Raw genomic sequence first — 12,728 nt, 5'->3', positions numbered from 1 at the left:
GAGCGAAGCGTGCCGATCGAGGTTTCAGGCGAACCCGAGGAGACCCGGCTCTACGACGCCTTCGCCGCCTGGTGGCGCGAACTCCAGGCCGCCCTCGACACGGATGGCGACGGCCGGGTCAGCGCCGAGGAGCACGCCGCCGCCGTACCTTCGCTCGCCGCCCCCGCGCTCGCCTCGCCGACGCCTGATTCGTCCGCGACGAGGCCCCCGGTGCGGCGCACGGGCTCGTCGTCCCCCGTCACGACCGAGGATCGGCAAGGGCGACGAGGCCACCTCAGACGGCCCGGGACGGGGGCCCCGACGGGTCGTCGGGGCCCGCCGCGCGCAGCGGCCTGAACTCCACGGCCACGACCCCGTCGACCTCCCGGCACATGTCCTCCAGCACGGGGACGGCCGTCCGGGACGACAGGCGCCCACTGAGCACGACATGGCCGTGCGTGACGTCCACCTGCAGTTCGGAAGGGGACTCGCCCAGGGCCTTGACGAGGACCTCCTCGACGATCTCCCTGCGGATCGCCTGATCCGTCCGCAGATACACCCGCAGCAGGTCACTCCTGCTCACCACGCCGATCAGACGGCCGTCGGCGTCGACGACGAGGAGCCGCTTCACGCCGTGTCGCGCCATCATCCGGGCCGCGTCGACCACGCTCCAGTCCTCCCGCGCACACAGCGCCGGCGACGTCATCAGCCCCGCCGCGTCGATGGCGCGGGCCTTTCCCGGCCCCGCGGAGGCGTCGGACCCGTCCTCGGCGTCCTGCGGTTCGCCCCGCATCTTCTGGAGGAGGTCCGCCTCCGACACCACACCCAGTGGACGGTTCTGGTCGTCCACGACGGGAACGGCGGTGATGTCGTACTCCTGGAGCAGGTGGGCGATCTCCTTGAACGGCGTACCGGCCTGGACACGGACGACAGCCTCGCTCATCTGGTCGCGCACCTTCTGGTGGTTCATCGAGGCATTCCCTTCTCCCACCACCGTTGTGAAGGGGAAGCGTCCGGTGGCGCCTCGGTGATGCCCCTCGCTCCCTCCTTCGAACATAGTCGTATGCGTGGGGAAGGCGGCAGCCCAGACAGCCGTTCGCGCGACGGCCGACCACCTGGGGATCGCCCCACATCACCGGTGGTCCTCGGTGACGGCGACGCGACCTGCGGCGTGTGATCCGCACGACTGGAATCGAACATGTGAACGCCGTTGCGGTGCGCCCGCCCGGTCGACCGGGCGGGCGCTCACTCGGACGGGCTGCCCCCGACCGAGTGAGCGGCGAGCGCGTCAGGCCTCGGTGCCGGTCGGTGTGCCCTCTTCCAGCATGGCGAGGGTCAGGACGTTGCCGCCGATGCCCCAGCCGCCGTCGGTGACCTCTTCGACGAGGACCATGGTGTTGGCGCGGGCGCGTTCGCCGTAGAGCTCGACGTACAGCTCGGTGGTGCGGGTGACGATCTCCTCCTTCTGCTTCGTGGTGAGGGTCTTCGCGGGGATCTTGAAGTTGGCGAAAGGCATGACTGGTTTCCCGTTCTCGGTGAGGCGCTGTACGGAGCTGTGCGCGACGGAATGTGCGCGGGGCGGGCGTTCTCAGATGATTCCGCCGTTGGCGCGGACGACCTGTCCGTTGATCCAGTGACCGGCGGGGGAGGCGAGGAAGGCGACGACTTCGGCGATGTCGGTGGGGGTGCCGAGGCGTTCGAGCGGCGGTTGGGAGGCGAGGTGGGCGATGGTTTGTTCGTCCTTCCCGTCGAGGAAGAGGTCGGTGGCGGTGGGGCCGGGTGCGACGGCGTTGACGGTGACGTCCCGGCCGCGCAGTTCGCGGGCGAGGATGAGCGTCATGGCTTCGACAGCGCCCTTGCTGGCGGCGTAGGCGCCGTACCCGGGGAAGGAGAGCTTCACCACGGAGGTGGAGAAGGTGATGATCGCGCCGCCGGGGCGGACGCGTCGGGCGGCCTGCTGGGCGACGACGAAGGTGCCGCGGATGTTGGTGCGGTGCAGTTCGTCCAGGACGGTCAGATCGAGTTCGGCGATGGGGGCGAGGGCCATGCGGCCGGCGGCGTGGACGACGACGTCGACGCCGCCGAAGTGTTCCTCGGCCGTGTCGAACAGGGTCGCGACGGCGTGTTCGTCGGCGACGTCCGCGCGTACGGCGATGGCCTGGCCGCCGGCGGCGACGGCTTCCTTGACGGCGGCTTCCGCCTTGTCCTGGCTGCCGGCGTAGCCGACCACGACGGCGCACCCGTCGGCGGCCAGTCGGCCGACGGCCCGCCGCCCGATGCCGCGTGAGCCACCGGTGACGATCGCGACGCGGCGTGAGACGGAGGAAGGGGGTGCGGCGGTGGTTCCTTCGGGGGAAGTGGGGACTGACATGCCTGACTCCGATGGGGATGGGGATGGGGATGGGTCGCGGTCCTGCCGTCGCCCCGATGTCCTGACCATCGTCCGTGGGCGGCCTGTCGCCAGCCAGGGTTGCGTCTACCCGGGGGTTGTCACCCCCTGGCTGCGTCACGGCCCGCAGGCGACCATGGAGGGGTGAACCTCCCAGAGCTCGGTGCCTTCCTCAGGACGCGACGCGACCGCATCCGCCCCACCGACGTAGGCCTGCCGCACGGTCCGCGCCGACGCGTCCCCGGACTGCGCCGTGAAGAGGTGGCGCAGCTGGCCGGGCTGTCGGTGGACTACTACACCGAGCTGGAACGCGGCAGCGCGAAGAGCGGGGTGCAGCCCTCGGCCCAGACGCTGGGCGCCCTCGCCCGGGCTCTGCGCCTGAACCGTGACGAGCGGGACCACCTGTTCCACCTCGCCGAACGGCCGGTCCCGCCGTCGGCGCACGGGGCGTCGGCACACGTGCAGCCCGCGCTTCTCGGCCTGGTGGACCGCTTGTCCAACACCCCCGTCCGCGTCATCACCGATCTGCACGAGACCCTCGTGGAGAACGACCTGGCCCGGGCCCTGCTCGGTGATTCCCCCGCCCGGCGCGGCCCGGCGGCCAGCTTGGTGTACCGCTGGTTCACCGATCCGCAGACCCGCGAGATCTACCCGCCCGAGGACCACGCACACCACTCGCGGGTCTTCGTCGCCGACCTCCAGGCAGCCGCTGCCCGGCGAGGCGGGGACATCGAGGTTTCTAAGATGATCGCCGTGTTGCGCCGCCGCAGCGAGGAGTTCGCAGCGCTGTGGGACACCCACGATGTGGCGGTGCGCCGCATGGATCACAAGCGGATCGTCCACCCCATGCTGGGCGTCATCGAGCTCGACTGCTTCAACCTGCTCAGCGAGGACGGACGGCAACGCCTGCTGTGGTTCACCGCTCCGCCCGGAAGCGAGGGGGCCGAACAACTGGAACTGCTGTCCGTCATCGGGACCCAGCAGATGACCGTTCCGGAGGGCGAGGCACCGTAACCGCCGGCGACGCCGCCGCGAGGGTGGCGAAACGCCGCGCTTCCGGACTGACCGCGACCGACTCCACCGACGGTCCGGGACGCGGCGTCGGCGACCGCGCCGAGTCCGTCGTCGTGCCTGCCATGATCGGCCCCGAGGGGGCGTCGCGCCCCTCAGGGGCGGGGTGGGACCTGGTCCTGCGACCCGTCGGCCGTCTCTGCCGCCGCTGCCGCCTCGTGATCCCTCTGTGCCCACTCGGCCGCGGCCGGGTCCTTCGAGTCCGAGACCGGTTCTGTACACATCGCTTCGTCAGGCCAGGTCGGCGACTTGTGTCTGCAGGAAGTGCAGCAGAGCCTTGTTGAAGCGTTCCGGCTGCTCTGCGCCTGGAAGGTGCCCGGCACCGTCGATGACGCACAGTACGGCGTGCGGCACCAGGCGGCTGATGGCTTCGGCGTCGGACACCGGGGTGTAGACGTCGTCGGCACCGACGACGATCAGTACCGGGCACCGCGCGCCGGTGAGCGTCTCCCGGTAGTCGGGCCGTTCGGCCCGCCCGCGCAGGGCGGCCGCGGCGCCGCGGGGGTCGGTGGCACGCATCATCGCCAGGACACGTGCGGCGACGTCCGGTAGAGCGGTGACGTTGTAGGCGGCCAGCATCTTGTCGATGACCTCGTCCGCGTAGCCGGCCATGCCGTCGGCGAGCAACCGGTCGGCGAGGCGATTGCGGAACGCCCTGCCGTCGGCGCTCTCGGCCGGCGCAGAGGTGTCCGACAGGACGAGAGCGCGCACGCGACGGGCGTAGCGGTGGTGCACTTCCATGGCGATCTGACCGCCCATCGAGACACCGCCGACCACTGCCTGGTCGATGCCGAGCGAGTCCAGGAGACCGACGAGGTCGTCTGCGAAGTCGGACAGGTACACCCGCCCGGGAGAGACGTCGCTGTCGCCGTACCCCCGCAGGTCCGGGGTGACGACGCGGTAGCCGGCCGCGGCCAGTTGCTCGCTCTGCGGAGCCCACAGGGTGCGGTTGAACGGGTGCCCGTGGATCAGGAGGACCGGCAGCCCCGTCGAGGGGCCGATGTCGTCGTAGTGGAGCGTGGCGCCGTTCACCAGTGCTCGGCTCATCGGGCGGTCCTCGTACGGGGTGTTGGGGTCGTCGCGGCAGCGTACACCGCACACGTCGCCGAGCGGGGCCCACGCCACGCTCGCCGGGTGCGGGCCCTCGCCGACGCGCTCGCAAGCCAGGGCCTTCGGTGATCGAAGCCATGAGTGATCAAGGCCTCGATCGGGGTCAGGCACGGGCGACGTCGGAGGAGCGGGCAAGGTCCTGCCACGTCTCCAGCTCGGCGCCCCCAGCGGTCAGCGGACCCCCACGGCCGGCTGACACCTGCCGCCCCGGAGCATTCGGGCCGCGATCACCGCCGGACGGCGCATGACGGCCTTCAGGAAACCCATGCGCACCACTGGCGGCCGAAGCCACGTCGACGCACGTCCGGCGCCGGCGCCGCCTGCCTGAGGCAGGGGAAGGTGCGGGTCTGCATCCATACAGTGCCCGCTCGGCGAATACGTGGCGAGCCCTCGACCGACGGAGCCTGACGCAGTTGAAGGGGTCCGAAGGAATGAGAGGGCGCCGCGCAGGGTTTCAGCCGCCTTGGTGCCAGGGAGGGCACACGCAGAATGCGCCGACACGTCATAGCAGTGGAGAGCGAGCACCGTATGCGCAACGACGCCGTCCACGACCCTCTCCGGGGGCGGGTCGCGGTCGTCACCGGGGCCGCCCGCGGAATCGGCTCGTCTCTCGCACGGCAGTTGTCCGGCGCCGGCATGCACGTCGCCCTGCTGGGACGCGAGGCGCAGTCCCTCCATCAGGCGGCATCGGCACTTCCCGGCCCGACCCTGTGTGTCGAGGCGGACGTCACCGACCAGGACGCACTCGACCGCGCGGCGGAGCAGGTCACGCGGGAACTGGGGGACGCGTCCGTGGTCGTCGCCAACGCCGGCGTGGCGGCGGGCGGCCCGTTCCGCCAGACGGACGCCGACCTGTGGCGGCGTGTCATCGACGTCAACCTGATCGGTGCGGCCAACACCGCCCGCGCCTTCCTGCCGCACCTGACCCGTACCCGCGGATACTTCCTGCAGATCGCCTCGACCGCCGCTTTCGGCTCGGCACCCATGATGAGCGCCTACTGCGCCTCCAAGGCCGGTGCGGAATCCTTCGCACGGGCCCTGCGCGGCGAGGTCGAGCCCGACGGTGTCGCCGTCGGCATCGCCTACGTGCACTGGACCGGAACCGACATGATCAGCGGACTGGACGATCACCCGGTCCTGCGGGCTCTGCGGGCACACCAGCCGTGGTTCGCCCGCCGTGTGCACAGCCCCGACCAGGTCGCCGGGTGGCTCACCGCCGGAGTCCACCGCCGCGCCCTCCACATCTACGCTCCACCTTGGCTGCGCTGGTGCCAGCCCCTGCGCCCGCTGTTTCCCGCCCTGGTCACCCGCGTGGCCCGTAGCGAGCTGCGACGATCGACCGCCGCAGAGCTCGCGGTCGACGTCGGGGTGATGGGCGCGGGCGGACGAGCCGACTGGGACGCCTACAGCTCGGATGCCCAGCGGTCCCGCCCCCCGCGATGACGCCTGCGCGGACGCGTGACCGGTTCCCGGGGTTCGGCTTCCGGGGCTGACCCACACTTCGGTGCCGGCCCACGGCCGTGTGGTTCCGGGCCGCCGACGGCCGCCCGGAAACCAGCCCCAGCCGCACCGCGCCGGTGGACGCGACGTGGCCCGCGCGGCGCAGGACGGGCGGGCGTGGGTGGCAGCCGATGGGGACGGCCGCTCGACGAGTGCCGACGAAGCCGTCGCGACGGCGGTCCGGGCCCTCCGGAAGCACCACCGGCCGTAGCGCCCGCCCCGGCCTCGGACCCGACGTGGCCCGTTCGAGGAGGACGGTCCGGGCTCACGCATCACGCGGCGGAAGCGTGGAAGACGGCATCCATGACTACGCATACGGATCCGCAGAACGCCGCCGACTTCTACGACTTCGAGGCCGCCCTGTCGCCGGAGGAGCGCAAGACCCTGGTCAGGACGCGGGAGTTCATGCGGGACCAGGTCGCGCCGCTGGTGGCCGAGCACTGGGCCGAGGGCGTCTTCCCCAGGGAACTCATCGGCAGGTTCCGGGAGAGCGGACTGGTAGGACTGGCTTACGAGGGCTACGGCGACCACGGCCCCGCCGCCAGCCACCTGCTGACCGGGATGATGGCGATGGAGATGAGCCGGGTCGACGCATCCGTCGCCACCTTCTTCGGCGTCCACAACGGGCTCGCGATGTACGCCATCCAGGCCGGAGGCGACCAGGCTCAGCGCGACCGCTGGCTGCCCAAGATGGCCAGGATGGACACCATCGGCGCCTTCGCGCTCACCGAGCCGCTGGACGGCTCCGACATCGCGGCCGGCATGCGCACCACGGCCCGGCGCGAAGGCGACACGTGGGTCCTCAACGGTGCCAAGCGCTGGATAGGAAACGCGACCTTCGCCGACCACGTGGTGGTCTGGGCGCGCGACGTCGAGGACGACCAGGTGAAGGGGTTCGTCGTCGGCAAGGGCACCCCGGGCTTCACGGCGGAGAGGATCGCGAACAAGACCTCGCTGCGCATGGTCGAGAACGCGGACATCACCCTGGAGGACGTCCGCGTACCGGAGGACGACCGTCTGCAGAACGCGTCCTCGTTCCGTGACGTCGCCGAGATCCTGCGTGCCACGCGCAGCGGCGTCGCCTGGCAGGCGCTCGGGGTGATGATCGGCGCCTATGAACTGGCACTGCGCTACGCCACCGAACGGCAGCAGTTCGGGCGGCCGGTCGCGGGTTTCCAGCTCGTCCAGGACCTCTTGGTGAAGAGCCTGGGCAACATCACCTCTAGCTGGGGCATGCTCCTGCAACTGGCGCGGCTGCAGGACTCCGGCGTGTTCCGCGACGAGCACTCCTCACTGGCGAAGGCCCACGTGACGGCCCGTATGAGGGAGGTCGTGGCCTGGGCGCGGGAGATCTTCGGAGGCAACGGCATCGTCCTGGACTACGACGTCGCACGCTTCTTCGCGGACGCGGAGGCGATCTACTCCTTCGAGGGGACCAGGGAGATGAACACGCTGATCGTCGGCAAGGCGATCACCGGGGAGAGCGCGTTCGTCTGATGGCTCGGCGGACAATGGAATCCTGTTGTGGTGGGTGGCTCCTGGAGGCCCGGTCACTCCCGGACCGAACAGTCCAGGATCCGCCCGTCCACCGTCCGACGACCAACCGCCGCCGCTCCGCCCGGTACGCCATGGACATCGGTGTGACCGGGTGGCCGTGGGCGCTCAAGGTGTGCCGGGCTCGCACCTCGCCGGTCGCCGCGTCCAGGGTCTCCACCTCACCCGTGAGGTAGGCGACGTAGACCCTCCGCTCGTCGCCGTCGAGGTCGGCGAGCGGCTCGTCGGTCTCGTGCACCCAGCGTGCCGCCCCGTCCGGCAGGCCCCGGCTCACGACGTACGTGCCCTCGCGGGCCTCCGCGTAGGTGGCGCCCTGTCGGTAGGACCGGCCCGCGTGGACGAGGGCGTCCGTCAACTCGACGGCGGGCCCGTACCAGGGCTGGAGCGCTGACGCCGCGTCCCAGCGCAAGGGGAACAGGGCGCGCGGAACGGCCCGATCCTGCTCGCCCGCGGGCTCGATCACGTTGATCCACGGTGCGTCGTCGCCTGGGCCCGGACCGTCCACGTACAGCAGACGCGCGCTGTGTCTGACCCGCAGCGTGGGGGAGTTGGAACGGTTGGGGGCCAGGCCGAGACGTGCCGCTTCCTGGTGTGTGGGGGCGAGAAGGAGTGCCACCCGTGCCTCGCGGCCTCGCGTGCACAGGGCGAGCCAGCCCTCGTCCGTGGCGGATGGCGCCGGGGCCGACGACATGTCCACGCTGTCCATCACACGGCCGTCCGCCGTCGCTATCCGCCTCACGGTGGTGCCGCGGTCGACCTGCCGGCCCGTCACCTCGTGGCGCCGGTAGCCCTGGTAGGTCACCCACGCCGACCGGCCGTCCGGGGCCGCCTCGACGCGGGCCGCCCTCCCCGGTCGCGGGGAGTGCCCATGTCGGCGCGCCCGACGGATCCCAGCACTCGAGGTCCGTGTGCCGGCCGGTGGCGAGCACCCGGCCGTCCGCGAGCACGGCGAGGTCCCGCACCTCCGCTCGCCGCCGCCAACGGCCCCGCGTCAGACGCGCGAGCGCGTCTTCCACCCCAGGGTCGTGCAGGAGGCCGCTCTCGATCATGGGATGGCATGCGCGATCGGGGTCGACCAGACCGGGCGGAGCGGACAGCCAGTCGTCCGCCGCGACGGCCAGTTCGAAGCCCGTGCGGAAGCCGCCGTCCCTGTCCTCGGGGGAGAGCAGCATCGCGAGCCTGTCGTCCTCCCGAGCGGCAGCTCGGGGTGGGGTTCGACGGCACATACGGGGTAGCGGGAGGCGACGACGTGGCGTGGACGGAGGGTGCCGGCCTCGTACACGCCGATCCGGTGGCCGAGCCACTGGCCCGTACCGCGCCACATGACATGCCCGAGGTCACCGGCGGCGATGACGCAACCGTGAGGCGCGTCCGTCACCGCCCACACCGGCCGACCGATCCCGGCGAACGGCTGGTCGCCGAGTATGCGGCGGACGGTCAGTTCGTCCGGCATGACGATCTCCCCCCCAGGTGACGCACAGTCCGCCGGCCCGGTACCCGGTTCCGGCCGGTGCCCGCGGCCGCCCCGTCGTATCCTGCGAGCGTGGAGCTGCGCTTCGAGATACGGCGGTCGGACTCACCGTGGGTCGACAGCGTATGGACCTGCACCAGCGAGCGGGTCACGACGATGACATCCGTGGCGGGTGTGCGCTGGGGCCTGGTGTTCTGGGAGCAGGACGGCAGGCACTACGCGGCCGTCACCGGCCCGGAGACCCGCGCGAGCACGGCGCCCGTCCCGGAAGGCGCCGCCTTCACCGGCATCGAGTTCGCCGTCGGCACCTCGCTGCGGGTCCTGCCCACACCCGAGCTGGTCGACGGCGGCTTAGAGCTCCCCGACACCACACGCCGGACGTTCCGACTGGACGGCGCCCGCTGGCGGACACCGGGTGCCGATGACGCAGAGGCCCTGGTGGACCGGCTGGTCAAAGCCGGGATCGTGGTGCGTGACCCGCTCGTCACCGAGGTGCTGCGAGGGCACGAACCGGCGGTCTCGGGCCGGACCGTGGAGCGCCGTTTCCGGGCCGCCACCGGTCTGACACGGGGGGCCGTGCGGCAGATCGAGCGGGCCCGTACGGCGGCGGAACTGCTGACGGCCGGTGACACGGCCGCCGACGTCGTCGCCAAGTTCGAGTACTTCGACGAACCGCACCTCGCCCGGGCGCTGCGCACCTACGTGGGGCGTACCGCCGGACAACTGCGCGACGGCACGGGCGGCGCGATCGCACTCGACCTGGCTCAGCGCTCGACGTCGTAGACCAGCTTCAGGATCCCGTTGGAATAGCTGTCCGACTCCCGCAGGGACAGCATCTGCTTGTCACGGTCGGCCCGGTGGAACAGGCTCTTGCCGGCGCCGAGGAGGACGGGGAAGACGAGCAGGTTGTACTGGTCGATGAGGCCGGCCTCCGACAGCCGCCGCGCCAGGTCGGCGCTTCCGTGGATGTAGATGGACCCGCCCTCGCTCTCCTTGAGTTCGGCGACGTCCTCTGTCGTGCGAAGGATCGTCAGCGGCCCCCATCCGTCGACGAGGGCGTCGTCCGGCAAGGTGCTCGACACCACGTACTTGGGCAGTTCCTTGTAGGAGGCGTGGTCCTCGGAGGCGGGCCAGAGCGGTGCGAAGGCCTCGTAACTGTGACGGCCGAACATCAGCGCCGTCGTATCGGCGAGTTCCTCGGCCTTCAGCGACCAGGCTTCCGGGACGAACTCCAGGTCCTTCACCACCCAGCCACCGCTGCGGTGCCCTTCCTCGGGTCCACCGGGCGAGTCCAGAACGCCGTCGAGCGACATGAATCCGGTGTAGACCAGCTTACGCATCTGTGTCTCCTCATCACGGGCTGAGCTCCTGACCTCAGGCTAGGTCCGGGCCGCGGCGGCGTCTTGGACGAAAACGACACCGGGTGGGAGCAGCACCGACCGCGAGAGGCAGGGACGCGCCGCTCAGCGTGCGCTCTCCGCAGCCACAGGCCGGGCGGACGGGGTGTCGCCGGCCGCGTCCTCCGCGGCGGTTACCTCGCCGGGGGTTGCGAACGGTCCTTTCCCTTCTTTTCCGCTGGCCGGAGCCGGGGCGGCGGCCTTCCCCTGCGTGGCCCGGGTCATCCCGACGCCGGCGAGGACGACCGCCATGCCCAGCACCACCCTGACGCTCAGGTCCTCACCCAGGACGATCGCGCCCAGGAGGACGGAGACCACCGGCAGCAGGTACCCGACGACGGCCGCGTTGGTGGCCCCCTCGTCGTTGATGATGCGGTAGGTGAGGTGGAACGTGATCGCGGTGCACAGGACGCCGAGGGCGACGGCCGCGATCACGACCACGGGCCCCGCGTCGACCGGCTCCAGACCGCCGAACGGCATGGCGAGAGCGGTCAGCCCGCTCGCCGCGACGAGTTGGCCGGCGGAGAGGGAGAGGGTGGGCGTTCCCTTCCCGACGAGGGTGCGGCCCATGTACGTGAACGCGACGGCGTAACTGGCGGCCGCTCCGAGGATGGCGAGAGCGCCCCAGCCGATCCGCCCCGTCGTCTGCCAGGGCGCGAAGACGAGGAGCACACCGGCGAAGCCGAGTACGAGGCCCGTGAGGCGGACCGGGCGGAGACCTCGTTCCGAGCCCAGGGCGAGCCCGAGGATCATCGACCAGAGCGGCGTCGTGGCGTTGAGGACGCCGGCGAGACCCGAGTCGACGGTCTGCTGCCCCAGGCTGAACAGCGCGAACGGCAGCGCGTTGCAGAAGAAGGCCGCGACGATGATGTGCCGCCAGACGGAGGCACCTCGCGGAAAGCGCCGGCCCGACACACGGCAGGCGACGGCGAGGACGAGCGCGCCGAGTATGCAGCGGACGAACGTGACCTGGAGCGGAGAGAGCCCCCGGAGCGCAAGCTCGATCCAGAGGAAGGTCGAGCCCCACAGCAAGGCCAGCACCACCACCCGCACGACGCCCTTCAAACTCCCCATGCTCATACTGCGTTCTCCCCACCAGGTCCGACGGCTCGTTCGATCTCGGGCCCTACGAACCTGCCTCAGCCCGACCTTCAGAACAAGCGAATAGTTCTACCTGGATTGTTAAGCTGCACTACATGCTTGATGTGAGGCGACTCCAGGTCCTGCGCGCGGTGGTCACGAGCGGAACGGTCACCGCCGCCGCGACCCATCTGGGCTACACACCGTCCGCCGTCAGTCAGCAGATCGCGGCCCTGGAGAGACAAGCCGGTACGGCACTCTTCGAGCGAGTCGGCCGGGGTGTGCGGCCCACGGCCGCCGGCCTGCTGCTGACCGAGCACGCGGCTCTGATCAGCGCGGCGCTCGCCCGGGCGGAGAGCGCCCTCGCCGACCTTCGCGCCGGACGCACCGGCCGCCTGTCCGTGCGTTACTTCGCCACCGCGGGATCCACCTTGGTGGCCCCGGCCCTGGCCCGCCTCCGCGTCGAGCACCCCGGAGTCCGTGTCGACCTTCGACTCAGCGATCCGGACGATCCCTTCGAGGAAGTGGCGCGAGGCCGGGCCGACCTGGCCGTGGTGGTCCGGTCGGCTGACCACGCCGGAGACGGCTTCCGACTCGTCCGGCTGCTCGATGACCCGTATGCCGCCGTACTGCCCCTCGGCCATCCCCTCGCCGGCGAGGAGGTCGTCGACCTGCACGAACTGGCCGGCGAGCAGTGGGTCGGCAGCGAGCCTCCCGGGCCCTGTCTGGAACCGGTGATCGACTCCTGCGCGGCTGCGGGGTTCAGCCCTGATTTCGTCGTCCAGAGCGAGGACTACGCCACCGCTCAGGGCTTCGTCGCGGCAGGGCTCGGCGTCGGCCTGATGCCGATGCTGGGACTGCGCGCCCGTCACCCGGGGGTCGTCGTACGCCCGGTCCGGGGCCCCGAACCGTTCCGGGTGATCTCGGCGGCCGTACGGGAGATCGCCTTGGAACAGCCCGCGCCGCGCGCCCTGCTGAAGGCGCTGCGGGGCGCGGCCTGCGCCACCGGCCCTCTGACGCAGGAGGGGGGCGCCGGGACGGCCCCGGGGATCTGACAGTGGTCGGTGGCTCGCCGTCAACCGCGCGGCAGCGTGGACGGGTTGCGCCGGCGGGCCGACCAAGAGCACTCAGCATCCGGTCGTGCACGCTGGACGTCGAGAGGCATGCCGCGGGGAAC

The 12,728-nt window shown here is 71.2% G+C and carries 12 protein-coding genes and 1 pseudogene; 6 read left to right on the top strand and 7 right to left on the bottom strand.

Annotated features, from left to right (window positions below):
• Positions 1-30 precede the first annotated feature (30 nt).
• Positions 31-171, top strand: a pseudogene (locus ACFRAC_RS30225) (calcium-binding protein); the annotation flags it as partial.
• Positions 172-274: 103 nt separating this feature from the next.
• On the opposite strand, the gene ACFRAC_RS30220 reads toward ACFRAC_RS30225, so the two are convergent.
• The 3 genes from ACFRAC_RS30220 to ACFRAC_RS30210 form a co-directional block, all read right to left on the bottom strand.
• Positions 275-949 carry a CBS domain-containing protein gene (locus ACFRAC_RS30220; RefSeq protein ID WP_382934992.1) on the bottom strand — a complete coding sequence of 225 codons (675 nt, stop codon included), beginning with the start codon at positions 947-949 and terminating at the stop codon, positions 275-277.
• Between the two features lie 318 nt (positions 950-1,267).
• Complete coding sequence (locus tag ACFRAC_RS30215; protein WP_382934985.1) at positions 1,268-1,495, bottom strand: tautomerase family protein; 228 nt, start codon at positions 1,493-1,495, stop codon at positions 1,268-1,270.
• A gap of 72 nt (positions 1,496-1,567) precedes the next feature.
• Entirely contained in the window at positions 1,568-2,350 is a 783-nt protein-coding gene (locus tag ACFRAC_RS30210) for an SDR family oxidoreductase (protein WP_382934982.1), read from the bottom strand.
• Positions 2,351-2,512: 162 nt separating this feature from the next.
• On the opposite strand from ACFRAC_RS30210, the gene ACFRAC_RS30205 reads away from it, so the two are divergent.
• A complete protein-coding gene (locus ACFRAC_RS30205; protein WP_382934977.1) occupies positions 2,513-3,382 on the top strand; it encodes a helix-turn-helix transcriptional regulator in 870 nt (289 codons plus the stop codon).
• Positions 3,383-3,670: 288 nt separating this feature from the next.
• Here ACFRAC_RS30205 and ACFRAC_RS30200 read toward each other — a convergent pair whose 3' ends face one another.
• On the bottom strand, positions 3,671-4,486 hold the full coding sequence (locus ACFRAC_RS30200) for an alpha/beta fold hydrolase (RefSeq protein ID WP_382934975.1): 816 nt from the start codon (positions 4,484-4,486) through the stop codon (positions 3,671-3,673).
• A gap of 591 nt (positions 4,487-5,077) precedes the next feature.
• On the opposite strand from ACFRAC_RS30200, the gene ACFRAC_RS30195 reads away from it, so the two are divergent.
• Entirely contained in the window at positions 5,078-5,992 is a 915-nt protein-coding gene (locus ACFRAC_RS30195) for an SDR family oxidoreductase (RefSeq protein WP_382935032.1), read from the top strand.
• Between the two features lie 360 nt (positions 5,993-6,352).
• The gene (locus ACFRAC_RS30190; protein ID WP_382934970.1) at positions 6,353-7,546 is read left to right on the top strand and encodes an acyl-CoA dehydrogenase family protein; all 1,194 of its coding nucleotides are present in this window, start codon (positions 6,353-6,355) and stop codon (positions 7,544-7,546) included.
• Here the strand turns inward: ACFRAC_RS30190 and ACFRAC_RS30185 are convergent.
• A complete protein-coding gene (locus tag ACFRAC_RS30185) occupies positions 7,521-8,405 on the bottom strand; it encodes a hypothetical protein (RefSeq protein ID WP_382934967.1) in 885 nt (294 codons plus the stop codon). The genes ACFRAC_RS30190 and ACFRAC_RS30185 overlap by 26 nt on opposite strands.
• A 741-nt stretch (positions 8,406-9,146) precedes the next feature.
• Here ACFRAC_RS30185 and ACFRAC_RS30180 point away from each other — a divergent pair.
• The gene (locus ACFRAC_RS30180) at positions 9,147-9,857 is read left to right on the top strand and encodes a helix-turn-helix domain-containing protein (RefSeq protein ID WP_382934964.1); all 711 of its coding nucleotides are present in this window, start codon (positions 9,147-9,149) and stop codon (positions 9,855-9,857) included.
• On the opposite strand, the gene ACFRAC_RS30175 is transcribed toward ACFRAC_RS30180, so the two are convergent.
• Complete coding sequence (locus tag ACFRAC_RS30175; RefSeq protein ID WP_382934960.1) at positions 9,839-10,414, bottom strand: dihydrofolate reductase family protein; 576 nt, start codon at positions 10,412-10,414, stop codon at positions 9,839-9,841. The two genes, ACFRAC_RS30180 and ACFRAC_RS30175, sit on opposite strands and share 19 nt — an antisense overlap.
• A 123-nt stretch (positions 10,415-10,537) precedes the next feature.
• Positions 10,538-11,545, bottom strand: coding sequence for a DMT family transporter (locus tag ACFRAC_RS30170; RefSeq protein ID WP_382934958.1), 1,008 nt, complete (start codon positions 11,543-11,545; stop codon positions 10,538-10,540).
• 122 nt (positions 11,546-11,667) lie between these two features.
• On the opposite strand from ACFRAC_RS30170, the gene ACFRAC_RS30165 reads away from it, so the two are divergent.
• Positions 11,668-12,606, top strand: a complete 939-nt coding sequence (locus ACFRAC_RS30165; RefSeq protein ID WP_382934953.1) for a LysR family transcriptional regulator — start codon at positions 11,668-11,670, stop codon at positions 12,604-12,606.
• Positions 12,607-12,728: the final 122 nt, after the last annotated feature.

Origin of the sequence: Streptomyces sp. NPDC056628 (assembly GCF_042792555.1) — a bacterium.
Lineage (GTDB): Bacteria > Actinomycetota > Actinomycetes > Streptomycetales > Streptomycetaceae > Streptomyces.
Note: the sequence above shows the minus strand (reverse complement) of the source record. Positions and strands in the feature narration are given on the sequence as shown.